The sequence below is a fragment of the Nonomuraea sp. NPDC049378 genome, assembly GCF_055586745.1.
On record NZ_JBVJHP010000009.1, the window covers coordinates 279821 to 305891 of the forward strand.

The following is a 26071-nucleotide window of genomic DNA, read 5'->3' on the forward strand; positions in this document are numbered from 1 at the left end:
TCACTCTCACGACCACGGTGCCGTGCTGCTCGATGACCTCGGCAAGCTCGGTCATGCTTCTTTCTCCTGATCCCGCTCGGCCAGCGCCCGCTGGGCGGCCGCGGCCGACTTGGTGCCCGCGCGCCTGCGCAGGACCCATTTCTCGATGTTGCGCTGCCGCGCCCGTGCCACGCCGATCGCGCCCGGCGGGACGTCGTCGGCGATCACCGAGCCCGCCGCCGTGTAGGCGCCGTCGCCGACGGTCACGGGGGCGACGAGCATGGTGTCGCAGCCGACGAACGCGCCGTCGCGCACGGTGGTGTGGTGCTTGTCGACCCCGTCGTAGTTGACGAAGACGGTGGAGGCGCCGATGTTGACGTCGTCGCCGATCGTGGCGTCACCGGCGTAGGACAGGTGCGGCACCTTGGAACGCTCGCCGACCTTGGTGTTCTTCATCTCGACGAAGGTGCCGGCCTTCGATCCGCGGCCGATCACCGTGCCGGGGCGGAGGTAGGCGTAGGGGCCGACGTTGGCCTCCGGCCCGATGTCGGCGTGGTCGCAGACCGCGTTGCGGACGGTCGCACCCGCCCCGACCCGGGTGCTGGTGAGCGTGGTGGCGGGGCCGATCTCGGCGCCCGCCTCGATGACGGTGTCGCCGTGGAGCTGGGTGCCCGGGTGGATCACCGAGTCGGGCGCGATGCGTACGCTCACGTCGATCCAGGTGCCGGCCGGGTCGATGATCGTGACGCCGGCGCGCATGTGGGCCTCCAGCAGCCGCCGGTTGAGCACCTGGCGGGCGGCGGCCAGCTGGACGCGGTCGTTGACGCCCTCGACCTCGACGAAGTCGCCGGCCACGCACGCGCCGACCCGGTGGCCGTCGCCGCGCAGGATGGCCAGCACGTCGGTGAGGTATTCCTCGCCCTGGGCGTTGTCGGCGGACACCCGCTTGACGGCGTCGGCCAGCAGCTCGCCGTCGAAGGCGTAGATCCCGGAGTTCATCTCCTTGACGGCGCGCTGCCCGGCGTCGGCGTCCTTCTCCTCGACGATCTCCAGCACGGCGCCGGAATCGTCACGGATGATCCGCCCGTAGCCGGTCGGGTCGGGCACCTCGGCCGTCAGCACGGTGACCGCGTTGCCGTCGGCGTCGTGCCGTTCGAGCAGCGTGGCGAGGGTCTGGGGGCGCAGCAGCGGCACGTCGCCGTAGGTGACCAGGACCGTGCCGGAGATCGTGCCGACCTCTTCGAGGACGGTGCGCACGGCGTGGCCGGTGCCACGCTGCTCGTTCTGGACGACGGCGCGCGCGTCGGGGCTGGTGGCCGCCAGGTGGCCGCGCATGCGTTCGAGCGCGTGGCCGATCACCACGATGAGCCGCTCGGGGCCGAGATCGCGGGCGGCGGCGAGCATGTGGTCGAGCAGCGCGCGGCCGCACAACTCGTGCAGGACTTTCGGGGTCTGGCTTTTCATCCGGGTGCCCTCGCCCGCGGCGAGGACGATGACGGCTGCCGGGCGCGGCACACTCACGGACTGAGGCTCCCTGTGGCTGGACGGATCAGGGTTGTACGGTGCGGCTACCGCACCGACACCCTCCCGACACCGTGAGGATACCTGGCCTCAGCCCGGACGCTCAGCGGGGGGATCACCTCTAAGCTCCCGGAAGAGGACTCGAACCCCTACAAAGTGGACCAAAACCACTTGTCCTGCCGATTAGACGATCCGGGACAGATCGGACACGTGGCGTCCGACACATCCCTACGATACCGAGCCCGCACGTGCGCGCGCGCCCGAAATTACGCCCCGGCTCCGCGTGGCGGATGATCCGCCCAGGTGAGAGCGACGATACGGATACGCCCCACCCTTAACAGACCAGCCAAGAAGTCGCAAGGCATGAACCCCACCCACCTTGCCCAGCGGATCGTCACCTTCGCCATATTCCCGGCTTAGGTCTTCCTAACTTACGCTGGCGTAGGTTACGGTGGCGTAGCCGGACATTCGTCCCTATACAGGCACTTGGAGGTCGCCCATGACCGTTACCACCGAACGTTCCACCCCTGCCCCGAAGCCGGACTTCGAACCAGAACCACGGTCGAAGACCGAACTCGTCACCTTCACCCTCGTCGTCGGGCTCCCCCTCGTGGCGATCGCGGCGGCCGTACCGCTGGCCTGGGGCTGGGGCCTCGGATGGACGGACGTGATCATCGCCCTCGTCTTCTACGTCGTCTCGGGGCTCGGCGTCACCGTCGGCCTGCACCGCTACTTCACGCACGGATCGTTCAAGGCCAAGCGGCCGCTCAAGATCGCGATGGGCATCGCCGGCAGCCTGTCGCTGGAGATGTCGGTCCTCGACTGGGTCGCCACCCACCGCAAGCACCACAAGTTCTCCGACAAGGAGGGCGACCCGCACTCGCCGTGGCGCTTCGGCCCCGGATTCAAGAACATGACCAAGGGCCTGCTCTACGCCCACATGGGCTGGCTGTTCGAGAGCGAGCGTACGAACAGGGAGAAGTACGCCCCCGACCTGTGCAAGGACCCCGACGTCATCAAGCTGCACAAGTGGTTCGGCCCGCTGGCCCTCGTCTCGATCCTCCTTCCCGGCCTGCTCGGTCTGCTCGTCACCTGGTCCTGGCAGGGCGCGCTGACCGCGCTGTTCTGGGGCTCGCTCGTCCGCATCGGCCTGCTGCACCACGTCACCTGGTCCATCAACTCCATCTGCCACGTCTTCGGCGAGGAGGACTTCCAGGTGCGTGACAAGTCGCGCAACGTGTGGTGGCTGGCCATCCCGTCCTTCGGCGAGTCGTGGCACAACCTGCACCACTCCGACCCGACCTGCGCCAGGCACGGCGCGCTCAAGGGCCAGATCGACCTGAGCGCCGGCCTCATCCGCATCTTCGAGCGGCTGGGCTGGGTGTACGACGTACGCTGGCCTACTCCGGAGCGGCTGGCGGCGAAACGCATTGCCTGACGCCGAACAGCCGAAGGGCGGCCACACTGCCGTGGCCGTCATTATGGAGACCGTGACGGAACCCCGATCCCGCAGGCGCATGTCCGGTAGCGAGCGAAGAGAGCAGCTGGTCCGCATCAGCCGCACGCTCTTCGCTGAGAAGGGGTTCGACGGGACCTCTATCGAAGAGATCGCCGCTACCGCGCAGGTGTCCAAACCCGTGGTCTACGAACATTTCGGCGGCAAGGAAGGCGTCTACGCGGTCGTGGTCGACCGCGAGATGCAGAAGCTGCTCGGCATGATCACTGAAGCCCTCGCCGCCTCCCACTCCCTCATCAAGCTGGAGCGGGCCGCACTGGCCCTGCTGCAGTACATCGAGGAGAGCAGCGAGGGCTTCCGCATTCTCGTGCGCGACTCCCACGCCGCTTCGGGCACGGGCACGTTCGCGAGCCTCATCAGCGAGATCGCGAGCCAGGTGGAGGACGTCCTCGCCGACGAGTTCGCCGCCCGCGGCTACGAGCCCAAGCTCGCGCCGATGTACGCGCAGATGCTGGTCGGCATGGTGGCGCTGACCGGGCAGTGGTGGCTCGACGTGCGCAAGCCGGGGCGCGAGGAGGTGGCCGCTCATCTGGTCAACCTGGCGTGGAACGGTCTTACGGGGCTCAACCCCAGCCCGGCCATCAGCCTCACGACCCGCCAGCTGACGCCGCCGGTCAAGGCGCGCGCCAGCGAGAAGGAGCTGCGCGAGCTGGAGAAGGCGCGCGAGAAGGAGCTCAAGGAGGCCGAGAAGCTCCGCCAGCGCGAGCTCAAAGAGGCCGAGAAGGCCAGGGTGCGCGAGTTGAAGGAGCGCGAGCGGCTGCTGAAGGAGGCCGAGAAGGCGCGCGAACGGGAGGAGAAGATCCGCCAGCGCGAGGCCCGCCTGGCGGAGCGCGCGGCGCGTCTCGGTCACGTGGATCACCCGGAGTGACCTCTTGAACGTGCAGGTCATCACGGATGACGATGGGGTTGAGCAGGGCTGACCGATGAGGGTGAGCCGTTGCGACGACGTTAACGTTCTGTTCAATTAATCGGGGCAATATACCCCATATGTCCGCGGAAGCGTTTCACCCCGCCAACGACCTGCCCCTCCCCCAGGAACGATTTCTCAACCGCGAGGAGAGCTGGCTCCAGTTCAACGAGCGCGTGCTCGAACTGGCCGAGGACGCCTCGGTGCCGCTGCTGGAACGGGTGCGCTTCCTGGCGATCTTCGCGAGCAACCTCGACGAGTTCTTCCGCGTACGGGTGGCCGGGCTGAAACGGCGGATGGCCACCGGCCTGCTGCTGCGGACCAAGAGCGGCCTCAAGCCCCGTGAGGAGCTGGCCAGGATCGGCACGGTCGCCGACGAGCTGGCCAGACGGCACGCGGCGGCCTTCCACCACCACATCCTCCCGCGGCTGGCGGGCGAGGGCATCGAGATCGTCAGGTGGGACGACCTGTGCCGGGAGGAGCGCACGGAGCTGCGCAAGCTGTTCAGGGAGCGGATCAGGCCGGTGTTGACGCCGCTGGCCGTCGACCCCGCCCATCCTTTTCCCTATATTTCAGGGCTCAGCCTGAATCTGGCCGTCCTGGTGCGCAACCCGTCGACCGATCACACCGTGTTCGCGCGGGTCAAGGTCCCGTCGCAGTTGCCGCGGTTCGTCCCCGCGTCCAAGGACCGCTTCGTGCCGCTGGAGGACGTCATCGCGGCGCATCTCGGCCAGCTCTTCAAGGGCATGGAGATCCTCCAGCACCACGTCTTCCGCGTGACCAGGAACGAGGATCTCGACGTGGACGAGGACGTCACGGAGAACCTCATGCAGGCCCTGGAGAAAGAGCTGCTCAAGCGGCGCTTCGGCCCGCCGGTGCGGCTCGAGGTCGAGGACACGATCACGCCCGAGGTGCTGGCGCCGCTCGTGGAGGAGCTGGAGCTCGCGCCCCACGAGATCTACCGGCTGCCGGGGCCGCTCGACCTGAGCGGCCTGCACGCCATCGCCGACCTCGACCGCGGCGAGCTCGGCTACCGGCCGTTCGTGCCCGCCGAAGTGATCAACGCCGAGGACGACGTCTTCACGATCCTGCGCGAGCGCGACGTGCTGCTGCACCACCCGTACGACTCGTTCGCCACCAGCGTGCAGCGCTTCATCGAGGTCGCCGCGGCCGACCCCCGCGTCCTGGCCATCAAGCAGACCCTCTACCGCACCAGCGGCGAGTCGCCCATCGTGGACGCGCTGATCGACGCGGCGGAGGCGGGCAAGCAGGTCGTGGTGGTCGTGGAGATCAAGGCCCGCTTCGACGAGCACGCCAACATCTCCTGGGCCCGCAAGCTCGAACGCGCCGGCTGCCACGTCGTCTACGGCGTGGTCGGGCTGAAGACGCACTGCAAGCTGGCGCTGGTGATCCGCCAGGAGATCTCGGGCGAGCTGCGCCGCTACTGCCACATCGGCACCGGCAACTACAACCCCAAGACCGCCCGCCAGTACGAGGACTTCGGCCTGCTCACCGCGGACCCGCTGGTCGGCGAGGACGTCACCGACCTGTTCATCCACCTGACCGGCTACTCCAACCACTCCGCCTACCGGCGGCTGCTGGTCGCGCCCCACTCCATGCGCAGCGGGCTGCTGGCCAGGATCGAGCGGGAGATCGCCCATCAGCTGGCCGGGCGCCCGGCCAGGATCAGGATCAAGACGAACTCGCTGGTGGACGAGCCGATCATCGACGCGCTCTACCGGGCGTCCAGGGCCGGCGTGCCGGTGGATCTCTGGGTGCGGGGCATCTGCACGCTCCGGCCAGGGATTCCAGATTTGTCCGAAAATATCCGCGTAAGATCGGTCTTGGGGCGCTTTTTGGAGCACTCCCGGGTGTACGAGTTCGGCCTCGGCCGCCGGCCCGAGGTCTGGATCGGCAGCGCCGACCTGATGCGCAGAAACCTGGACCGCCGCGTCGAAGCCCTGGTCAAGGTGACATCCCAGCAGCACAAGACGTACCTCGTCGAGCTGATGGACCGGGTCATGGCCGAGACGACCAACTCGTGGTGGCTCGGCTCCGACGGCGCATGGGTCCGCCACCCGGGTGAGGACCTGCAGAGCCACCTCATCGGCACCCGCCGCTGGAGGACCGTTGATGACTGACCTGCTCCGCGCGGCCGGGGCCGTGGTCTGGAGGGGCGAGGAGAGCAGCCCCGACGTGGCCGTCATCCACCGTCCCGCCTACGACGACTGGACCTTCCCCAAGGGCAAGCTGAAGTCCGGCGAGCACGTGATCGCCGCCGCCCTGCGCGAGGTGCGCGAGGAGACCGGCATGACGGTCGTGCTCGGCCGCGCGCTGCCCCCCATCCACTACCTCAGGTCCGAGCGGCTCAAGCGGGTGGACTACTGGGCGGGCAGGGTGGTCGCCGACGACGGGTTCGTGCCCGGCGACGAGGTGGACGAGCTGCGCTGGCTGCCGGTGGACGAGGCCAGGCGGCTGCTGACGTACGAGTGGGACGCGGGACTGCTGCGGGCGCTGGCCGCCGCTCCCCTGGAGACCACGCCCCTCGTCCTCGTCCGGCACGGCTCGGCCGGCTCCAGGAGTGAGTGGCGGGGCGAGGACGCGGAACGCCCGCTCGACGACGCCGGGCGTGCCCAGGCGGCGAGCCTGGCCACCGCGCTGCCCGCCTACCGGCCCGAGCTGCTCGTGAGCTCCCCCAGCGTCCGGTGCGTCCAGACCGTGGAGCCGTACCGGGACGCGCTGCCGTACGGAGCGACGATCCGGATCGAGCCGCTGCTCAGCGAGGAGGACCAGGACCCGCGCGAGACCCCGGCCCTGGTCGGCGACCTCACGGCGCCCGCGGCGGTGTGCAGCCACGGGAAGGTGCTGCCCGGGCTCATCGAGGCGCTCAGCGGCAGGAGCGTGCACCTGCGCAAGGGCGCCTTCGCCGTGCTGCACCGGACCGGCGGGCACGTCGTCGGCGTCGAGCGTTACCCGGCGTGAGAGTGCCGGGCGGCCGGGCGGCGGATGCCGCACACGCCGGGACCAGGCCGCCGGCACCTCGAGCAGCCCGCTCCGTGCGAACGGGATGACCGGAAGAGTCGTCACAGAACCTTGTTCACCGCTTCGACGGTCTGTGCCCAGACCTTGGGGAACTCGGCGTGTGCCCGCTCGGCCGTGCCGCGCTCGAGCCCGACGAGCAGCCCGTACGTGAAGGTGTCCTCGCCTGCCTGGCGGGCCTTCCCAGCCTCCTTCTCCAGGGTCTCCTGCGCGACCACGCCGTCCTGGTGCGTCCCCAGGATCTCCTGGATGCCCTCGGAGAGTTCGGCGAGCTTGACCATGGTGTCGCCCAGCGTGGGACGGAGCGCCTCCGCGGTGTACCGAGCGCGTTTGGCCGCCTTGCGCACGTCGTGCATGGCGATCTCCCGGCGTTCGGGGTCCTCGATGGCCTGGGCGGTGTCGTACGCCCTGGTCACGCGGTCCCAGTTGGCCGCCGCGATGGCGCTGAGCCGCTTCTGCGCGGGCTTGGCCGCGGCCTTGCCCAGCTTCGGGACGGAGACGAGGGCATCGAGCGAGTCGAGGAGGGTGTAGTAGCGTTCGCCGCTGAGCGCCTCCTTGATCCGCTCGTACGCCTCCTGTTCGCGTTCGAGCAGATCCGCGCCGAGCCGGGCCCGGATGGGGCCCGTGACCAGCTCGGGGGCCAGCCCGTCCAGCGCCTTGCCGAACCTGGCCCTGATGACCTCCAGGTCGCGGGCCTCGCCGAGGACGGCGCCGACCCAGCGCAGCTCGTCCTGGAGCTGGTCTGTGCCGGTCACGACGGTCTTGAACGCTTTGAGCGCGCTGCGCATCCTGCGGGCGGCCACCCGCATCTGGTGCACCGCGTCGTCCTCCGCCCTGCGTACGCGGGGGTCCTGCGAGAGGAGGGCGGCCACCTGGCCGGCCAGGTAGGCGACGACGATCTCGCCGGCCGTGCCCGGCTCGGTGGGGGCTTTGGGGAGCGGGGCGGGTTCGAGGAGCTTGGCGAGCTTGCTGGAGGAGGCCGACGGGGTCGCGCCCGCCTTCCTGAGCCGCTTGCCGACCTTGGCCAGCAGCGCCTTGTCGCCGCCTTCGAGCAGTTCGGCCTCGACCTCGCGCCACCGCACGACCATGGGCTCCACGCCGAAGACGGTGCCCTTCACGCGGTCGTCGGCGACCTCGACGAGCCTCGTGTCGCCGTCGAACAGGACCGTGACGCTCCTGCGCGTGTCGAGCTGGGCGACCGGCCGGAGCGCGGCGCCGCGGGTGAAGGCGCGGACGAGCTCGGCCAGCTCCGCCGGCACAATCTTGGTGCTGCGGGTGAGGGGACGGGTGATCTCCTGGCGCGCGCCCTTGGCTTTGGGCAGCTTGAGGTGCCAGCCGGAATCGGCGCCCCCTCGTCGTCGTCTGAGGGTGACGCCCCGGGAGGCCAGCCGCAGATCGGGCGTGTCATAGTAGAGCGCCACGAGCTGGTAAGTCTTCGGACCGACGATCTCGGCCAGCCCACTCAGGTCCGGAATCTCGTACTCTGCGGTGACATCGAACTTGTCCTCGATCTCGATTCCCACTACGCCTCGCAAAAGTCCGATTTAGGACAATAATGCCACCCTTAGGTGAACATCAGGCGAATTGCAGGAGCTCGATTCTGTTGCCCACCGGGTCGGAGACGTAGATGCGGCGGAAGCCGGGAAAGAGGTCGTCCGGCACGGCTCCGGGGATCTTCGCGGCGTAGGCGTCGATGTCGTCCACCAGGAACGCGGGGTGGGCCTTACGGGCGGGCCTGAAGCCGTCCTCGATGCCGAGGTGCACCTCCACGCCCTCGCCCCTGAACCACGCGCCGCCGCGCCTGGCCAGCTCGGGCGGCTTGGGCACCTCCTCCAGGCCGAGCACGCCCGCGTAGAACTCTCGCAGCAGCGGCTCGCTCCCCGCGGGCGCGGCGAGCTGAACGTGATGCAGTGCTCTGATCATCATTTTCCCTGCCTCATTTCTGCAGCACGACGAAGATTCTTCTGAACGGAAAGGGTGTGCCGTAATTTCTGGCCGGATAGGCGTCGGCGAGCGCCGGGGCGAGGTCGCGCTTGAACCGCCGCTGCTCGTCCGGGGCGAGGCGGTCGAAAACCGGCCGCAGGGCGGTGCCCGACACCCAGTCGAGCACCGGATTCTCGCCATGGAGCACGTGGATGTAGGTCGTCTCCCAGGCGTCGACCTGAGAGCCGCCCTGGTTGAGCAGGTCGAGGTAGTCGAAGGGCTCGTCGACCGGCTTCCCCCTGAGCACGTCGCCGAGCCGGTCGGACCAGGCGCGGGAGGCACACAGCTCGCGGATCGCGACATGGCTGGGCGCATCGAAGTTGCCCGGCACCTGGAAGGCCAGCCAGCCGCCCGGCGCCAGCTCCTCGACCCAGTGCTCCAGCACGGAGTGGTGATCGGGCACCCACTGCAGCACGGCGTTGGAGACGATCACGTCCACCGACCGGTCGGGCCGCCACATGGCCACGTCGGCGACCGCGAACCTGGCCTTCGTCTCCAGCCGCCGCGCCTTGGAGATCATCGCGGGCGAGGAGTCGAAACCCTCCACGGTCGCGCCGGGCCAGCGAGCGCCCAGCTGGGCGGTGAGCTCGCCGCTGCCGCAGCCGGCGTCCACGACATAGTCGGGATCGACCGCCCCTACCCTGGAGATCAGCTCGATGAAGGGCCTCGACCGCTCGTCCGCATAGACGGCGTACGTTACAGGGTCCCACATATCTCTTGACATGAAGATAATTGATATCGAGAGAGATATCTCGATGTCAAGACAGTACACTCTTGTGTCATGACCGAGGATGCTAGAGACGAGGTCGACCGCCTCGTCGCGGCTTGGCGGACGGAGCGCCCCGACCTCGACGTCGAACCGCTCCAGGTGCTCTCCAGGGTGTCACGACTGGCCAAGCATCTCGACAGGGCTCGACGGGCGGCGTTCGCCGAACACGACCTGGAGCCGTGGGAGTTCGACGTGCTGACAGCGCTGCGGCGGGCCGGCAAACCGTACGAACTCAGCCCGGGCGCCCTGCTGCGGGCCACGCTCGTGACCTCCGGCACGATGACCAACCGCATCGACCGCCTCGCACAGGCCGGGCACGTGCGGCGTCGCCCCGACCCCGAAGACCGGCGCGGCGTGCTCGTCTCCCTCACCGAGACCGGCCTCGCCCGCGTCGACGCCGCCTTCTCCGACCTGCTCCGCCGCGAACACGACCTCCTGTCCGGCCTCGGCCCCACCGACCAGCGCGCCCTCGCCTCCCTCCTCCGCACCCTCCTCACCCCGTTCGACTCTCCGCCGTGAACCTCTCCCCCGGGCGGGCCCCTCACCCCTCTTCCACCCGCTCGGCCCCTCTCCGCAGCGCCGTCCCCCGCCCACCCGCTCAGCGCCCGCCGTGGCGGGTCGAGCCGGCGGCGCTACCTGGGTCGGCTCGCGCGCGCCCCAGCTTGTTGTACGGCAAGCCGAGTTACCCGCCCCGCCGACGTCAGCGGCCCTCCGTCACGCGCCGGTCGTGAGGGCCAACGGCGCACTCGCCGTCACGAGCGTCCCTTCACCGTCCGCTTCGCCATGGCGGCACCAGAACGCCAGGTGGTGAGGTCAGTCGCCGAGACGGTCGGCGGTCTCCAGCCACTCGGCTTCGATGGTGTCCTTCTGGGCGGTGATCTCGCGGAGCTCGGCGTCGAGGCTGCCCAGCCTGGCATAGTCGGTGGCCGCATCGGCCATCGCGGCGTGCAACCTGGACTCCTGGTCGCTCAGCTTGTCGAGCTGGCGTTCGAGGCGGTTGAGCTCCTTGCGGAGCTCGCGCTCCTCCTTGGCCGAGAGCCCGCTCTGAGCAGCGGGGGCCGGATCCGACGCAGGGGAGCCGGCGGCGCCGGGACCCGTGGTCGTGGTGGTCGTCGTGGTGGTGCCGGCCACACGAGCCGTCAGGGCCGTGCCGGCGGCGCGGCGTTCGAGATATTCGTCGACCCCGCCGGGCAGCAGCGACAGCTTCCCGTCACCCAGCAGCGCGACGCAGCGATCGGTCACCCGCTCGAGGAAGTAGCGGTCGTGGCTCACCAGGATCAGCGTGCCGGGCCAGCCGTCCAGCAGGTCTTCGAGCTCGTTGAGCGTCTCGATGTCGAGATCGTTGGTGGGCTCGTCGAGCAGCAGCACGTTGGGATCGTCCATGAGGAGCCGGAGCAGCTGCAGCCGTCGCCGCTCGCCACCCGAAAGGGAGCCGACGACCTTCCACTGCGCCTCGCCCTTGAACCCCAGACGTTCGAGCAGCTGGGACGCCGACCATTCCTTCTTGCCGACCTGGAGGTATTTGCGTATTTCCTCCACCGACTCCAGCACCCGCCGCTGCGGGTCGAGCTCGGCCAGCTCCTGCGACAGGTGCGCCAGGCGCACCGTCTTACCCCTGACCACCCGGCCCTCGTCGGGCTTGACCGTGTCGGCGAGCAGCCGCAACACCGACGACTTGCCGGATCCGTTGACGCCGATCAGACCGATCCGGTCTCCCGGGCCGAACTGCCACGTCAGGCGATCGAGCACCAGCGGCCCGCTGCCCGGCCCGCCCGCGTGGAGGGTGACGTCGTCGAGGTCGTAGACCGTCTTGCCGAGGCGGGCCGCGGCGAACCGCATCAACTCCACGGTCTCCCGCGCCGGCGGCTCGTTCGCGATCAGCGCCTGGGCGGCCTCGATGCGGAACTTCGGCTTCGACGTGCGGGCGGGCGGACCGCGCCGCAGCCACGCGATCTCCTTGCGCATGAGGTTCTGGCGGCGCTCTTCGGCGGCCTGGGCGATCCGTGCCCGCTCCGCCTTGGCCAGCACGTAAGCGGCATATCCGCCCTCATACCGCTCGACCCGTCCGTCCACGACTTCCCACGTGCGGGTGGACACCGCGTCGAGAAACCACCGGTCGTGCGTCACGACCACCAGCGCGCTCTTCCGGCCCGCCAGATGCCCGGCCAGCCAGGCGATCGCCTCGATGTCGAGGTGGTTGGTGGGCTCGTCGAGCATGACCAGGTCGTGGTCGTCGATCAGCAACTGCGCCAGCGCCGTACGCCTGCGCTCGCCACCGGACAGATCGGCGGCCCTGGCATCCAGGTCGAGGTCGCCGATCAGGTTGGCCAGGATCTCGCGAACCCGCTGGTCGCCGGCCCACTCGTGCTCCGCCAGCCCGCCGAGCACGATCTCCTTCACGGCAGCGTCGGGGTCGAGCTCGTCGCGCTGCGACAGGAAGCCCACGCGGAGCCCGCGGTTGTGGGTGACCCGGCCGGTGTCCGGCCGCACCGCCCCGGCGATGACGGACAGCAGCGTCGTCTTACCGCCCCCGTTGCGCCCGACAACCCCGATGCGCTCCCCCGCTTCCACGCCCAGGGAGACGTCGCTGAGGAGTGGCTTGGGCCCGTAAGCATGGGAGACCGACTCAAGGTTGACCAGATTCATGGCAATCCCAGGGTATCGGCTCGTGGCAAGCCGGCCGACAACGAAGAGCGGTCCGCCACCCGGGCGGGCCGGCGGTGAACGGCGCGACGGTCGCCGAACGGTGGCAGCGGCCACCGTACGGGAGCGGAAGGGGGTGGCGGCCACCACAAGGAGGGCGGAAGGGCGGTTCCTCGGACGGAAACTGGATGGCGGCGGTGGTCAGAGGAGGGTGGCGCCGGCGACGGGGCCGTGGGCGGGGACGGCGGTGTGGGCGGCGCCTGTCGTGGTCAGGCCACGGGCCAGATCGCGGGCGTGCAGGGCGTCGATGGCCAGGAACGCACACGTCGGACCGGAGCCGGAGACGATCGCCCCCAGCGCTCCGTGCTGGCGCCCTGCTTCGAGGGTCGGCGCGAGCTCCGGGCGGAGGCTGAGCGCGGCCTCCTGGAGGTCGTTGCTCAGGTGGGCGCCCAGAGCGTAGGCGTCGCCGGTGCCCAGAGCCTCCATCAGCGAGTCGTCGATCTGGGGCCAGGGCACCTCGGCGGCCGAAGCCTCCCTGAGGCGGTCGCACTCCGCGTAGACGCTGGCCGTGGAGAGCCCACCGTCCGCCAGCGCGAACACCCAGTGGAACAAGCCCCCGGTGGGCAACTCGCTCAGCTGCTCGCCGCGGCCCGTGCCGACCGCCGTGCCCCCGAGCAGGGAGAACGGCACGTCGCTGCCGAGGTCGGCGGCGATCTCCATGAGGTCTTCGAAGGGCAGCCCGATCCCCCACAGCTCATTGCAGGCCACCAGCGCGCCCGCCGCGTCGGCGCTGCCGCCCGCCATCCCCCCGGCGACCGGGATGTCCTTCTGGATGAGCAGGTCGGCGCCGTAGCCGCGGCCCGCGTGTTTGGCGAGCGCGCGGGCAGCCCTGATCGCCAGGTTGCCGTCGTCGACCGGCACCTGACCGGACCACTTCCCCGGCACCGACACCGTGATCGCCTCGGACTCCTTGGCCGTCACCTCATCGAAGATCGATACGGCGTGAAAGACGTTGACCAGGTCGTGGAAGCCGTCCTCCCTGAGCGGGCCGACAGAAAGTTGCACGTTGACCTTCGCAGGCACACGTACGGTCACCGAACTCATCGATCTTCTGCCACTTTCATCACTTGCCGGGGTCAAGGACACTCGATGTTATCGGGGCACGCCGCCCTGACATGCGGTTCTCGGAAGGTGACTCCTCCGCTCCCTGAAGGGAGTGGCTTCTCGCTAAGCCGCTTGCGCAGCCTGGCGAAGGGCAAGCCCTGCCCTCAAGATGTTGACCGCCGCGTTGACGTCGGCGTGCGCGGTATGACCGCACGCCGTACAGGCGAACCCGGCCTGGGTGACGCGGTTCTCCCGTGCGCTGTGCCCGCAGCGGGCGCAGGTGCGGGAGGTGCCGGCGGGGTTCACCGCGATCAGCGTGCGACCGGCGCTTTCAGCCTTGTACGACAGGATCGTCAGGAACACCCCCCAGCCCGCGTCCAGGATGCTCCGGTTGAGGCCGGACTTCTGCGCGACATTCCGGCCGGGGACTTCGACCGTGCCGGCCGCCGAGCGGGTCATGTTCGCGATCCGCAGGTCCTCGTGCACGATCACATCATAGGCGCGGACCAGGGCGAGCGCGGCCTTGTGCGCGCCGTCCAGACGTTGCCTGCGCACCCTGGCGTGCAACGCGGCCACGCGGGCCACCGCCTTACGCCGCCGCTTGGAACCCCGTTCCTTGCGGGCCAGAGCCCGCTGCGCGGCGGCCAGCCGGTCAGCGGAGGCGGCCAGGTGACGGGAGTTGGTCAGATGCTGTCCGTCGCTGGTCGTGACGAGCGAGGCCACGCCCATGTCGATCCCGGCCACCGCGCCGGTGGCGGGCAGCGGCTCGGCGGGCACGTCGTCGCACGACAGGACCACGAACCAGCGCGAGCCTTCACGCGTGACGCTGATCGTCTTCACCTGGCCGCGCACGGGCCGGTGCCGGTGGACGCGCACATGCCCGACACCCTGCAGCCGCACGTAGGTCGTGGTGGGGTGGCCGGGCTGAGCATCCCACCGGCAGCCGTCGCCGTCCTTCGGCCATTCGCCCGTGTCGAACCGGCCACGCCCCTTGAACCGCGGGAAGCCCGGCGCGCGACCCGCGCGGACCCGCGTGAAGAACGCGGCGAACGCCTTGTCGAGCCGTCGCAGGGTGGCCTGCTGGGACGAGAACGACCAACGCGCCTGCCCGTCCGCATCATCGGCGCGGATGTGTTTCAGCTCGGCCGACTGATCGCCGTACCAGACGCTCACGCCCGCCCTGGCGTAGGCGGTGCGGCGGTGCTCCAGAGCGGCGTTGTAGAGCTGCCGGTGGTCCTCCAGGCACGCCGCCAGCGCCGCCGCCTGCCGGGCGGTGGGACGCAACAGGAACCGGAACGACCTGCGCACACCCCACCTCCCATCACATTCGGTAACGACAACGCCACGATACCGGCTGCCGCCGACAAAACCAGGAAGGACATCCCTGATGTGCGGACCCGACAGGTCAGGGCACGCACAGGCATCGACGGCCCTCCCGCTCCCGATCCCCCGTCGCCTCAAGTCGACGGTCCCCTCGGGAGACTCTGATGGGGATCTCAACACGCCTGAGTCGTCGCCTTCCGGGGCTTATCACGGGATGGTGCTGCGCGCGCTCACCGGAGAGGGCCCCGGAGGGTTGGTGCCGGAGGTGGCGGTGCCGCCGGAGCGGATCGTGCGGGCCGGCGGGCGCGATCTCGACACCGCGGAGGCGGAGTTCGTCGCGGCCCGAGGGATCCGGCATGCCCTGGAGGCGGATGCCGCGGCCCTCGTGGACGCGGTCGCGGCCTTGCCACGGCACCCCGCTCGACCCAGCAGTCGGCTCTTCGCTCGGCACGGCGGCCGGCGCCAGCGGTCAGCCCGGACGCACGGCGCCGCGGAACGCGGAGCGGAAGTAGGGCGAGCGGAGGAAGTTGGCCCGGCGCACCACGTCGCCCGTCTTGGGAGCATGGATCATGACGCCGCCGCCGAGGAACAGGGCCACGTGGGTGGGGTCGCCCGTACCACCGCCGAAGAACAGCAGGTCACCTCGGCGGCGAGCGCTCAGCGGGATCCTGCGGCCCTGGCGGAACTGGGCGCCGGTGTAGTGGCTCAGCCGCACCCCTGCTCTGGACCAGGCGTAAAGGGTCAGGCCGCTGCAGTCGAAGCCGGTCGTGGCGGCTCCTCGCCCGATGCCGATGGTGGGGCCCTTGACCGAGCCTCCTCCCCACGAGAAGGAGACGCCCAACTGGCTGAGGGCCGCGGCGGCGGCCGTCTCGCCTCTGGTCGGGGTGCGTTTCAGCTGCGCCAGGGCGGGATCGGGGACGGCGACGAGCGTGGTGCACAGGCCTCCGCCGAGGGCGAGCCAGATGAGAGCGATGCGTCGGAGCATGTGAGCCTCCCGGGTTCGTACGTGACTTCGCGGGAGGCCAGGATGATCCGGCGGGGCGAGGGGACCTGGGGCCGAGCGGGGTTCTGTGGATGAAGAGTGGCGACAGCAGGCGGGCTGTGGAAAGGCACTGCCGCAGGTTCGCACACCCCGGCACGAAGAACGTCGCCTCTTGCCGACGCATTCACGAACGATGTCGTACGCCTGTCGCATCAGTCCTGCGGGATCGTGAGCTCCCCTTCGTCGACGGGCTCCTCAAATCCGGCCAGGTACCTGTTGAGCAGATCCTCGGACACGGTCACAGAGTTGGCCCCGTGCAGCTTGTTGCGTACCGCCAGCCGCTGGCGCAGCGTCTCCGGGCTTGCCTTGAGATAGATCAGTTTCCACCGGCACCCATGACTCTCGATCAGGGCCTTGTAGTCATCACGAGTCGTCCGGCGCCAGAAGCTGTAGTCCAAGACCACCGGTTGGCCGGCTTTCATCAGGTCTACGAGCCGCTTCCTCAACGCTTCCTCGGCAGCCGCCTTGTGGCCTTCGTACTCTGCCGAATCGAACTCGACGGCATCGCGCCCGAACCGGGACCAGATCACTTCATCGATCGACAGCCTGACATAGCCGCGTCGCTCCAACGCCTGTGCATAGGTCGACTTGCCTGATCCCGCGATCCCGCACATCATCACGACACACCGCGCCGACGAGTCCGTCGAGCCGCCTGAGGATTCTTCAGCCACATCAGCGAGATCGTTCAGGCCCTGGGTTCTTGTCTCCACCCCTGCGATTCAACCAGCGTGGCGCGCCCCGATGCGGTTCGGGAACACGGAGATGCTCGAGGCGTTCGATCAGGGGGCGGATTCGGCTATGCGGACGAAGGCCTGGATGTCGAGTTGCTCGCCGCGCGCCGAAGGGTCCACCCCTGCGGCTCTGAGCGCGGCCTCCGCCTGGGCCGGGCTGCCCGCCCACGAGGCCAGGGCCGCGCGCAGGGTCTTGCGGCGCTGCGCGAAGGCCGCGTCGATCACCGCGAACACCTCTTCCCTCGACGCCGTCGCCGCGGGCGGGTCGCGGCGGACCAGGGAGACCAGCCCGGAATCCACATTGGGCGCGGGCCAGAAGACCGACCGGCCGACGGGGCCCGCCCTGCGCACGTCCGCGTACCAGGCGGCCTTGACCGACGGAACGCCGTACACCTTGGAGCCGGGACCGGCGGCCAGGCGGTCGGCCACCTCCGACTGCACCATGACCAGGCCCTTGCGCAGCGACGGCAGGGCCTCCAGGAGGTGGAGCACCACCGGGACGGCCACGTTGTAGGGGAGGTTGGCCACCAGGGCGGTGGGGGCGAAGCCCAGCAGGTCGGTCTCGGAGATCTTCATGGCGTCGGCGTTGATCACCGTGAGCCGGTCGGAGGCGCCTCGGTCGGCGACGGTGAGGGGAAGCTGCTGGGCGAGCACCGGGTCGATCTCGACGGCCACGACGTGCGCGGCGGACGCCAGGAGTTCCAGCGTGAGCGAGCCGAGGCCGGGGCCCACCTCGATGACGACGTCGTCCGGGGACAGATCGGCCACGCGTACGATGCGGCGGACGGTGCCCCCGTCGATCACGAAGTTCTGCCCTAGCTTTTTTGTCGGACGAAGATCTAGCTTGTTCGCCAAAATACGTATTTCCGCAGGGCCCAACAGCCTCATCATCCCATCAGTCTCCCGCATCGAAGAACCTGCGATGGCGTACGGGGAGACCAAAGGAGAGGATGGCGTGGAACAGGAAGGGACGCACCGCATGGAGCCAACGGGCGCCGCGCCCCTACGCCCGACGGACTTGCGGGAGGTCGGGCCGTACCGCCTGCTCGGGCGGTTGGGCGAGGGGGGCATGGGGACCGTGTTCCTCGCACGGGCGCCGACGGGGCGGTTCGTGGCGCTCAAGGTCGTGAAGGCGGAGTTCGCCAACCAGGAGGGGTTCGCGGCCAGGTTCCACGCGGAGGTCGACAGCGCCCGGCGGGTGGCCTCGTTCTGTACGGCCCAGGTGCTGGACAACGGCAACACCGGGGACGGCAGGCCCTACATGGTGACCGAGTACATCGCGGGCACCCCCCTGTCCGACCAGATCTCCAGGCACGGCTCGCTGGACCCTGGCCCGCTGCACGGCGTCGCGCTCGGGGTCGCGGCGGCGCTGGCGGCCATCCACGTCGCCGAGCTCGTGCACCGGGACCTCAAACCGGCGAACGTGATCCTCTCGCTGTCCGGGCCCCGGGTGATCGACTTCGGGATCGCCAGGGCGCTCGACCGGGAGAGCGGGTTCACGCTCTCCGGCGAACTCCTGGGAAGCCCGGGCTGGTGGGCGCCCGAGCAGGTGCGCGGCGAGCCGGTCAGCCCGGCCGCGGACATCTTCGCCTGGGGCTGCCTGGTGGCGTACGCGGGCAACGGGCGGCACCCGTTCGGCCGGGGCGACCCCATCACGCTGGCCCACCGTGTCCTGAACACCCCTCCCGACCTGGGTACGCTGCCCGCGCCGCTGGACGACCTCGTCCGGCTGGCCACCTCGATGGACGTCGCGCAGCGCCCGACGGCGCAGGATCTGCTGATCGCGCTGGTGGGAGGGAACACGCCCACACCGTCGATCAACCCGCCCACGCTGGTGGCGACCGAGATGCTGAACGACTGGCGGCCGCCGCAGGAGGACGATCAGGACGTCACGGCCGCGTTCACGGCTCCCTCGCCGGGCGACACCACGCGCCGGGAGAGGGTGATCGGCGGCCCGGGCGTCCCTCCTGACCCGGATTCGCCCCCGCAGGGCGATCCGCGTGACTCCGGCGTCCCGCCTGGCAGGCCTCAGCCCGCTGTGGAAAGCCCTCGCGAGAGCTCGCCCGGCGGGACCGGGACGCGGGCGGCGCGATCGGGCGCGACGCCCGCCGAAGAGCAGGTGCGGCCGGATGCGGCGCCCGCGACCCGTACGGACACCTGGCCCGGGGAGCAGGGCGCCTCCACGCCCGCCGGCGAGCCGGCCACGCTCGGCGGCTCGAGGACGTCCGGCACCCGCTGGCTCATCGCCGCCGCGGCCGCCGTGCTGGCCATCGTCGTGACGGCCGGCGTGCTGATCGTGACCACCGGCCGTACCGGCACCACCCCCGGCAACGCGGGCGCCGCCTCCCCGACCGGCGCGCGCCCCAATGACGTGGGCCGCAGGTTCGCGCTGGGCGCGGACTTCGACGACCCCGTCGCCGTCGTCGCCTCCGCCCCGGAGTGCGGGCTGAAGACGTACGAGGGGACGGCGGCGTCCAGGGGCCAGTTCTGCGTCGTCCGCTGGACGATGATCAACCCGGGTGGCCAGCGGCAACCGCTGGTCCAGCCCGTCGTTTCCATGGTCGACGACCGGGGCGCCGAGCATGATCCGGCAGCCGTCACCCTTCCTCCGGCCATCCTGCCCGGCGGGCGGGTGGACAGCGCGTTCGTGTTCGACCTGCCCAACTACCGCAAACCCGTGAAGGTGACGGCGACCGTGCTGGAGAACGGCAGGCAGATCGAGGTCACGCTGTGATGATCCGGTCCGCCCTCGTCGCGCTCCTGCTCGCCGCGGTGATGCCGCTCGTGCCAGCCTCAGCGGCCGCGTGCGCGGGAGGGTCCGACTTCGACGGTGACGGCGTGGCCGACGTCGCGGTGGGCGACCCGTTCGGCGACGGGCAGAAGGGGTCGGTGCACGTGCTGTCGGGCGGCAAGGTCGTTCCCGTCACCGTTCCCGGCCTGGCCAGGGGCGACGCGTTCGGCTGGTCGGTGCGGCTGGCCAAGGTCGACGGTGACGCCTGCGCCGACCTCGTGATCGGCGCCCCGTACGCGGACGTCGACGGCGCCGAGGACGCCGGGGCCGCGTACGTCGTCTACGGCGCCGGCTCCTCGCCCCCGCAGCGGCTGACGGCGGCGCGGCCGCAACGGTTCGCACACTTCGGCTGGTCGCTGGCGGCGCGTGGCGACCTGGTGGCGATCGGCGCGCCGTACGAGGACGAGAACCGGCTGCTCGACGTGGGAGCCGTCTACGTGCGCAAGGGCACGGGCGAGCTGCGCAGGATCAGCCAGGAGTCCGTGGACGTGCGGGGCAACAGCGAGGTGGGCGACCAGTTCGGCTGGTCGCTGGTGTACGGGCCGGGGAACGGGCTGCTCGTCGGCGTCCCGTACGAGAACGACGACGGCCTGGGCCGCCAGGTCGAGGACGGCAAGATCGACTCGGGCTCCGTCGTCTTCATCGACGACGTCCTGGCGACCAGGCTGACGACGGTGAAACTGGACTCGCCGACCGACGCCTCGGGCGACAGGTACGGCTACGCGGTGGCCTACGCCGACGGCGCCGGGTACGCGGTGAGCTCGCCGGGCCCGGGGAACGTGCAGCTTCTCGACGAGAACAGGAAGCCGGTGCGCACGGTGGCGCAGCCGGGCGGGCAGGCGTTCGGCTTCTCTCTGGCCACATCCGATGACGGCAGGCTGGCCGTCGGCGCGCCCTACGGCGGCGGCGTCCGGGTGGTGTCGTGGCAGGACCCTTCCGAGGAACGCATCCTGCCGACCCGCGACGGGCTGTTCGGCTGGTCGGTGGCCTTCAGCGGCAACAAGCTCTTCGTGGGGCAGCCGGACGCGCAGCCGTACGGGAGGGTGGCGGTGACGGGCCGCAACGCGGAGACGCCGCGGCCGCTGCAGCCGGCCAAGGGGGCCGACTTCGGGGTGTCGGTGGCCGGTTAGCGGGTCACGAGGTCAGCGCGACAGGCGATCGCCCGCCGGCGCGACCAGCGGTGACCGGCTAGGGGAACAGGCGGTCGCCGCAGGCCGGCCACTGGCTCTCCCCGCCGCCCTCCCGCTGGTAGAGGATCTGGGCCCGGTAGGTCTGCTCGTCGGCGGGCCAGTCACTCGGCAGCCCCATGCCGCCCACGGCCTCCCACATGCGCGTGCTGAACTGGTACATCCCGTAGTGAGGGCCGTCGGGGTTGTAGGCGAGCGGGTCGCCGTGGGCGACGCATTCGGCCAGGGCGGGCCAGTCGAGCCGCGTCACGGCGGGTTCGACCGGCTCGACGTGCTGCGGGGTGAGCGTGATGACCGTGCCGTCCTCGGGGAAGCTGCCCAGCGGCGGGCTCACGTGGTAGCCGTGGCGCGGCGCGATGTGCTGCTGCTCGAGCACCCGCCGTACGGTCCTGGCGGTCGTCCGCGAGGTGAGCCGCCGGTTGCCCGCGACGATGTGCACCTCGCGCCTGGTGTGGACGGTGAGCGCCATCCCCGACAGCGGCACCGCGTGGCCGGGCGACGCGGAGAGCGTGCCGCGCGCCGCCTCGATGTCCAGCTCGGTCAGGGCGTCGGCGACGTTCGTCGCGGTGACGAGATGCGTGCTCGTGCGGCCGTCCACGGTCACCGTGAGCGGGCGGGCGCGGCGCACCTCGATGACGGCGCCGTCGGCGACGTGTTCCCGTGCGGCCGGGCGTACGACGTCGCCCGTGCCCATCGAGATCCCGGCGTCGGTGAGCACCTCCTCCACCGTCCCCGCGAAGGCGCGGACGGTTGCCTGTTCGCCGTCCACGATGACGACGACCTCTTTGACCAGCAGCGACACCGCCACGAGCGTGCCGAGCGCCACCGCGCCCGCCAGGCACACGACGGGCGTCCACGGGGAGCGCCACGGGATCGGCGGGCGCGGCGCGCGCCTCTTACCTCGCACGGACCACCTCCGGTTACGGGCGGGAAACGCCCGAACGCTAGCGGTGGTCGTGCCGCCGGATCCGCCGGTTCACCAAACGATGGTCACCACTCGCCGAAGACCGTGACTCCGTTGGCGCTGATCGCCTCGCACAACCGGTCAGGATGGGCGCCCTTGACCTCCGCGAGGCAGCGAAGGGTGAGCGGGACGAGGTAGGGGGCGTTGGGCTTGCCGCGGTGCGGGACGGGCGGCAAGTAGGGGGCGTCGGTCTCGACCAGCATGAGCTGCTCGGGCGCGACCTCGGCGGCCTCGCGCAGGTAGCCGGCGTTCTTGTACGTCACCGGGCCGGAGAATGACATGAAATATCCCGCTTCGGCGCATTTTTTCGCCATCTCGGCGTCGCCGGAGAAGCTGTGAAACACCACCTTCTCCGGCGCCCCCTCCTCGGCCAGCACCTTCAGCACGTCGTCGTGCGCCTCGCGGTCATGGATGACCAGCGCCTTGCCGGTGCGCTTGGCGATCTCGATGTGGGCGCGGAAGCTCGCGTGCTGGTCGTCCCTGCTCGACCAGTCGCGGTAGTAGTCGAGCCCTGTCTCCCCCACCGCGCGCACCTCCGGCCGCCGGGCCAGCGCCTCGATCTCGGCCAGCACCTCGGGCGTGGCCTCGTGGGCCTCGTTGGGATGGACGGCCACGCCGGCGTAGACGCCTTCCTGCCCGGCCGCCACCCGCGCGTTCCACCGGGAGGAGGCCAGGTCGTAGCCGATCGTGACCAACCGGGTCACGCCGACCGCCCTGGCGGCCTCCAGAATGCCGCGCACGCCGGCCGAAGCCGCCTGCGCGGTTTGCGCCACCGGATCGCCCGACGACGCCTGCCTGTCGCCCACCATGATGTCGAGGTGGCAGTGGCTGTCGAACACGGGCGAGGAAAGCGGCTCAGGCGCGGCGGGAAGCTTGCTCACGGCATCCAAGGTAGCCGCCCCCGGCCCCGGCGCCGCCCACGAGGGCCGGGCACACGCGAAAGGCGCCGCCCGCAGGGACGGCGCCTTGGCGTGTGCGTCTCCGTCAGACGGTCACTCCCCCAGCCTGGCGAGCTCCTCGTCGACGACCTTCGGGTCCAGCTTCTTGAACAGCGGCACCGGCGCCGCGAGCGGCGTGCCCGGCTTGATGGGCTGGTGCTCCCAGCGGGCCGCCCCGTCGTAGTCGCCGGTGATCACCGGGTAGGGGTCGCCGCCGTCCTCGTCGACCTCGTGGATCTCCGGCATGCCCGCCCACACGCCCTCGCCGCCCAGCATGGCGTGGACCTTGTTGGACGAGCTGGGCAGGAACGGCGTCAGCATCGTCTTCGCGTCGTCGACCACCTGGAGCGCCACGTGCAGGATCGACTTCTGCCGCCCGGGGTCTCCCTTGAGCTTCCACGGCTCCTGCTCGGCCAGGTATTTGTTGGCCTCGCGGACCACGTCGAGCGCCTCGCCGATCGCGTTCTTGAACCTCGACCTGCCGAGCTCCTCGCCCACCGGGCCGAACGCGTTGCGCGAGCGCTCCAGCAGCGCCCGGTCGGCGTCGGTCAGGTCGCCGGCCTCGGGCACGGCCCCGAAGTTCTTCGCCGCCATCGAGATCGACCGGTTGACCAGGTTGCCCCACGCCGCGACCAGCTCGCCGTTGTTGCGGTTGACGAACTCCTGCCAGGTGAAGTCGGTGTCCTGGTTTTCCGGGCCGGCCACCGCGATGTAGTAGCGCAGGGCGTCGGCGTCGTAGCGCTCGAGGAAGTCGCGCACGTAGATGACGACCTGGCGGGAGGAGGAGAACTTGCGGCCCTCCATCGTCAGGAACTCGCTGGAGACCACCTCGGACGGCGCGTCGAGCGCACCCAGCGAGCCGGGCGTGCCGCCGCGGTCGCCCCGCCCGCTGTAGCCGAACAACATCGCCGGCCAGATCTCGGCGTGGAAGACGATGTTGTCCTTGCCCATGAAGTAGTAGCCGCGGGCGTCGGGATTCTGCCACCACTGGCGCCACGCGTCGGGGTCTCCTGAGCGCCTGGCCCACTCGATCGAGGCCGACAGGTAGCCGATGACGGCGTCGAACCACACGTAGAGCCGTTTGTTGGGCTGGTCGCGCCAGCCGTCGAGCGGGATCGGCACCCCCCAGTCGAGGTCACGGCTGATCGCCCGCGGCTGCAGGTCGCCGAGCAGGTTGAGGGCGAACTTCAGCACGTTGGGCCGCCACTCGCCCTGCTTGGACTGCAGGTAAGAGCCGAGCACCTCGGCGAAGGCGGGCAGGTCGAGCATGAAGTGCTCGGTCTCGGTGAACACCGGCGTCTCGCCGTTGATGCGGCTCACCGGGTTGATCAGCTGGATCGGGTCGAGCTGGTTGCCGCAGTTGTCGCACTGGTCGCCGCGCGCGCCGTCGTAGCCGCAGATGGGGCAGGTGCCCTCGATGTAGCGGTCGGGCAGCGTGCGGCCCGTCGACGGCGAGATGGCGCCCATCGTGGTCTGGGGGAAAATGTAGCCGTTGGCATAGAGACCCTTGAAGATCTCCTGCGTGACGGCGTAGTGGTTCTTCGTCGTCGTCCTGGTGAACAGGTCGTAGGCGAGCCCGAGCCCGGTCAGGTCTTCGGCGATGACGCGGTTGTAGCGGTCGGCCAGCTCCTTGGCGCTGACGCCCTCCTTGTCGGCCTGCACCTGGATCGGCGTGCCGTGCTCGTCGGTGCCGGAGACCATCAGCACCTTGTTGCCCGCCATCCGCTGGTAGCGGCTGAAGATGTCGGACGGCACGCCGAAACCTGAGACGTGCCCGATGTGGCGAGGGCCGTTAGCGTACGGCCACGCGACGGCGGTCAAGATGTGCTGGGACATGTCCTAAGCCTACGGGGTCCCTGAAGATCATTTGTTACGGTCGCCGACAGCCCCCCACCCGCACGTCTTCGACTTTCTCGTTACGGTCACCGACGGCCCGCCACCCGCACGTCTTCGACTTTCTCGTTACGGTCACCGACGGCCCGCCACCCGCACGTCTTCGACTTTCTCGTTACGGTCACCGGCGGCCCGCCACCCGCCGCACTCCGGCTGAGGGCCCTCCAGGAAACGCCCGCTGACCCTTCACCACCGACCCGCCGCAACGCGAGCCACCCTTGCCTGTGTTCCGTGGTCCACGCCTTGACCACGGCCCGGGCGGGCGGGGCGCTCCGTAACGGCGGCCCGCCACTGACCGGTCAGAGGGCGTTTCCCTGGACAGACGGGAACCCTCGTCGGCGGACGGCCGGCCCTGGCAACGCGTAGAAAATACTTATCCACACACCGGTCAGAGGGCGTTTCCCTGGACAGACGGGAACCCTCGTCGGCGGACGGCCGGCCCTGGCAACGCGTGAAAGATGTCTACTGCTTGGACTTCTCGAGGGAGAGCGCCTCGGCGGCCTCCTCGGCTGCCTTGGCGGCCACGTCGATGGAGCTCTCGCGGGTGCGGCGGATGCCCAGGATGCTGATGAACAGCGAGGCGAAGATCGTCTGGAAGCTCATGACGAGCGCCGTCGCCGACGGCACGACGAGCCGCAGCGACTCGCGGGGGTTGAGCTCGCCGAAGCTGCGCACCTGCCAGTGCACCAGCGACATCACCAGCCCGACCAGGCCGGCCAGCGCCAGCAGGCCGCCCACCACGAGCCCCTTCTCCAGGGTCACGATGTCGATGATCCTGCGGATGCGCGGCGACTCCGGCAGGAAGCCCTCCTCGGCCGCGTAGACCTTCGTGAACAGCGCGAACAGCGCGGCCTGGAAGCCGATCACCATCAGCGCGGACGTGCCGACCAGCGTGTCGACGTCGAAGGCCAGCTCGCCGATCTCGACCGGGCCGAACGTCAGCGCGGTGCTCGCGACCAGGCCGATGATCATCATCAGCACGCCGGGGTAGAAGAACAGCCACTTGGGGCTGTAGAGGAGCAGGAAGCGCAGGTGACGCCAGCCGTCGCGCCACGAGCGCAGGTGCGGCGGGCGTGAGCGGCCGTCGGGCGAGAGCGTCGTGGGCACCTCGCGCACGTCGAGGCCGGACAGCGTGGAGCGGACCACCATCTCCGAGGCGAACTCCATGCCGCCGGTCTGCAGTTGCAGCCGCAGGATGGACTCGCGCCTGAAGCCGCGCAGCCCGCAGTGGAAGTCGCCGATCGCCGACGGGAAGAACAGCCTGCCGATGAACGACAACACCGGGTTGCCGAGATAGCGGTGGAGCGGGGGCATGGCCCCCGCGGCGATGCCGCCCTTGAAGCGGTTGCCCATCACCAGGTCGGCGCCGTCGCGCAACTGCTCGACGAACGGCAGCAACGAGGTGAAGTCGTAGGAGTCGTCAGCGTCGCCCATGATCACGAACTTGCCGCGCGCCGCCCGGATCCCGCCCATGAGGGCGTTGCCGTAGCCCTTCTCCTCGACGTGGACAACGCGGGCGCCGGCATCACGGGCCAGCTGTTGCGAGCCGTCCGTGCTGCCGTTGTCGGCGATCAGGACTTCGCCCTCGATGCCGTGCTCCTCCATGCACGCCAGTGCTTTGCGCACACAGACTTCCACGGTCTCCGCCTCGTTGAGGCAGGGCATGACCACCGTCAGTTCCACGTGTCTACCCTTCAGTTAAGGCTGTTCCAGTCAACCATCATGCCCTGTGCCCGAGTGT

Annotated in this window: 21 protein-coding genes and 1 tRNA gene; 7 read left to right on the forward strand and 15 right to left on the reverse strand. The window is 70.0% G+C overall.

The annotated features are described in order from the left end of the window. Positions 1-51: 51 nt before the first annotated feature. Both glmU and ACZ6SA_RS21520 read right to left on the reverse strand, forming a co-directional pair. Positions 52-1500, reverse strand: a complete 1449-nt coding sequence (glmU, locus tag ACZ6SA_RS21515) for a bifunctional UDP-N-acetylglucosamine diphosphorylase/glucosamine-1-phosphate N-acetyltransferase GlmU (protein ID WP_465829813.1) — start codon at positions 1498-1500, stop codon at positions 52-54. 126 nt (positions 1501-1626) lie between these two features. After that, positions 1627-1698: transfer RNA gene (locus ACZ6SA_RS21520), tRNA-Gln, on the reverse strand. Between the two features lie 301 nt (positions 1699-1999). Here ACZ6SA_RS21520 and ACZ6SA_RS21525 point away from each other — a divergent pair. The 4 genes from ACZ6SA_RS21525 (at position 2000) to ACZ6SA_RS21540 (ending at position 6905) form a co-directional block, all read left to right on the forward strand. Continuing rightward, the gene (locus ACZ6SA_RS21525) at positions 2000-2938 is read left to right on the forward strand and encodes an acyl-CoA desaturase (RefSeq protein ID WP_443152265.1); all 939 of its coding nucleotides are present in this window, start codon (positions 2000-2002) and stop codon (positions 2936-2938) included. A gap of 43 nt (positions 2939-2981) precedes the next feature. Continuing rightward, positions 2982-3884 carry a TetR/AcrR family transcriptional regulator gene (locus ACZ6SA_RS21530; RefSeq protein WP_443152264.1) on the forward strand — a complete coding sequence of 301 codons (903 nt, stop codon included), beginning with the start codon at positions 2982-2984 and terminating at the stop codon, positions 3882-3884. Positions 3885-4003: 119 nt separating this feature from the next. Continuing rightward, positions 4004-6064 carry an RNA degradosome polyphosphate kinase gene (locus ACZ6SA_RS21535; protein ID WP_347646215.1) on the forward strand — a complete coding sequence of 687 codons (2061 nt, stop codon included), beginning with the start codon at positions 4004-4006 and terminating at the stop codon, positions 6062-6064. After that, positions 6057-6905 (forward strand): NUDIX hydrolase, encoded by an 849-nt coding sequence (locus ACZ6SA_RS21540; protein WP_465829816.1) that lies wholly within the window; start codon positions 6057-6059, stop codon positions 6903-6905. Before ACZ6SA_RS21535 ends, ACZ6SA_RS21540 begins: the two co-directional genes overlap by 8 nt. Positions 6906-7006: 101 nt before the next feature. Here ACZ6SA_RS21540 and ACZ6SA_RS21545 read toward each other — a convergent pair whose 3' ends face one another. The 3 genes from ACZ6SA_RS21545 to ACZ6SA_RS21555 are packed head-to-tail and all read right to left on the reverse strand — an operon-like array spanning position 7007 to position 9669. Further along, the gene (locus ACZ6SA_RS21545; protein ID WP_465829818.1) at positions 7007-8485 is read right to left on the reverse strand and encodes a CYTH and CHAD domain-containing protein; all 1479 of its coding nucleotides are present in this window, start codon (positions 8483-8485) and stop codon (positions 7007-7009) included. 52 nt (positions 8486-8537) lie between these two features. Beyond that, a complete protein-coding gene (locus tag ACZ6SA_RS21550) occupies positions 8538-8888 on the reverse strand; it encodes a VOC family protein (RefSeq protein WP_347646212.1) in 351 nt (116 codons plus the stop codon). 10 nt (positions 8889-8898) lie between these two features. After that, on the reverse strand, positions 8899-9669 hold the full coding sequence (locus ACZ6SA_RS21555; protein WP_347646211.1) for a trans-aconitate 2-methyltransferase: 771 nt from the start codon (positions 9667-9669) through the stop codon (positions 8899-8901). A gap of 57 nt (positions 9670-9726) precedes the next feature. Between ACZ6SA_RS21555 and ACZ6SA_RS21560 the strand changes: the two genes are divergently transcribed. Continuing rightward, a complete protein-coding gene (locus ACZ6SA_RS21560) occupies positions 9727-10233 on the forward strand; it encodes a MarR family winged helix-turn-helix transcriptional regulator (RefSeq protein ID WP_347624150.1) in 507 nt (168 codons plus the stop codon). Between the two features lie 294 nt (positions 10234-10527). Here ACZ6SA_RS21560 and ACZ6SA_RS21565 read toward each other — a convergent pair whose 3' ends face one another. The 6 genes from ACZ6SA_RS21565 to rsmA form a co-directional block, all read right to left on the reverse strand. Then, positions 10528-12360 carry an ABC-F family ATP-binding cassette domain-containing protein gene (locus ACZ6SA_RS21565; protein ID WP_465829821.1) on the reverse strand — a complete coding sequence of 611 codons (1833 nt, stop codon included), beginning with the start codon at positions 12358-12360 and terminating at the stop codon, positions 10528-10530. Positions 12361-12558: 198 nt separating this feature from the next. Continuing rightward, entirely contained in the window at positions 12559-13461 is a 903-nt protein-coding gene (locus ACZ6SA_RS21570) for a 4-(cytidine 5'-diphospho)-2-C-methyl-D-erythritol kinase (protein WP_347646209.1), read from the reverse strand. Positions 13462-13584: 123 nt separating this feature from the next. Next, positions 13585-14769: an RNA-guided endonuclease InsQ/TnpB family protein gene (locus ACZ6SA_RS21575; RefSeq protein ID WP_465829824.1), complete on the reverse strand. Its 1185-nt coding sequence runs from the start codon at positions 14767-14769 to the stop codon at positions 13585-13587. Positions 14770-15253: 484 nt separating this feature from the next. Then, a complete protein-coding gene (locus ACZ6SA_RS21580) occupies positions 15254-15769 on the reverse strand; it encodes an NlpC/P60 family protein (RefSeq protein WP_347646207.1) in 516 nt (171 codons plus the stop codon). Between the two features lie 209 nt (positions 15770-15978). Beyond that, the gene (locus tag ACZ6SA_RS21585; protein WP_465829826.1) at positions 15979-16536 is read right to left on the reverse strand and encodes a P-loop nucleotide/nucleoside kinase family protein; all 558 of its coding nucleotides are present in this window, start codon (positions 16534-16536) and stop codon (positions 15979-15981) included. 69 nt (positions 16537-16605) lie between these two features. Then, entirely contained in the window at positions 16606-17466 is an 861-nt protein-coding gene (gene rsmA, locus ACZ6SA_RS21590; RefSeq protein ID WP_347646205.1) for a 16S rRNA (adenine(1518)-N(6)/adenine(1519)-N(6))-dimethyltransferase RsmA, read from the reverse strand. A gap of 46 nt (positions 17467-17512) precedes the next feature. Between rsmA and ACZ6SA_RS21595 the strand changes: the two genes are divergently transcribed. Continuing rightward, complete coding sequence (locus tag ACZ6SA_RS21595) at positions 17513-19291, forward strand: serine/threonine protein kinase (RefSeq protein ID WP_465829829.1); 1779 nt, start codon at positions 17513-17515, stop codon at positions 19289-19291. Further along, entirely contained in the window at positions 19291-20478 is a 1188-nt protein-coding gene (locus ACZ6SA_RS21600; protein ID WP_465829831.1) for a hypothetical protein, read from the forward strand. The genes ACZ6SA_RS21595 and ACZ6SA_RS21600 overlap by 1 nt, the downstream gene beginning before the upstream one ends. Positions 20479-20536: 58 nt before the next feature. On the opposite strand, the gene ACZ6SA_RS21605 is transcribed toward ACZ6SA_RS21600, so the two are convergent. The 4 genes from ACZ6SA_RS21605 to ACZ6SA_RS21620 all read right to left on the reverse strand — a co-directional run bounded on the left by ACZ6SA_RS21605 (position 20537) and on the right by ACZ6SA_RS21620 (position 26013). Beyond that, complete coding sequence (locus tag ACZ6SA_RS21605) at positions 20537-21442, reverse strand: ubiquitin-like domain-containing protein (protein ID WP_347646202.1); 906 nt, start codon at positions 21440-21442, stop codon at positions 20537-20539. Positions 21443-21525: 83 nt separating this feature from the next. Further along, the gene (locus ACZ6SA_RS21610) at positions 21526-22380 is read right to left on the reverse strand and encodes a TatD family hydrolase (RefSeq protein WP_465829833.1); all 855 of its coding nucleotides are present in this window, start codon (positions 22378-22380) and stop codon (positions 21526-21528) included. A 111-nt stretch (positions 22381-22491) separates the two neighbouring features. Continuing rightward, positions 22492-24273 carry a methionine--tRNA ligase gene (metG, locus tag ACZ6SA_RS21615; protein ID WP_347646200.1) on the reverse strand — a complete coding sequence of 594 codons (1782 nt, stop codon included), beginning with the start codon at positions 24271-24273 and terminating at the stop codon, positions 22492-22494. Between the two features lie 519 nt (positions 24274-24792). Next, entirely contained in the window at positions 24793-26013 is a 1221-nt protein-coding gene (locus tag ACZ6SA_RS21620) for a glycosyltransferase family 2 protein (RefSeq protein WP_465829836.1), read from the reverse strand. Positions 26014-26071: the final 58 nt, after the last annotated feature.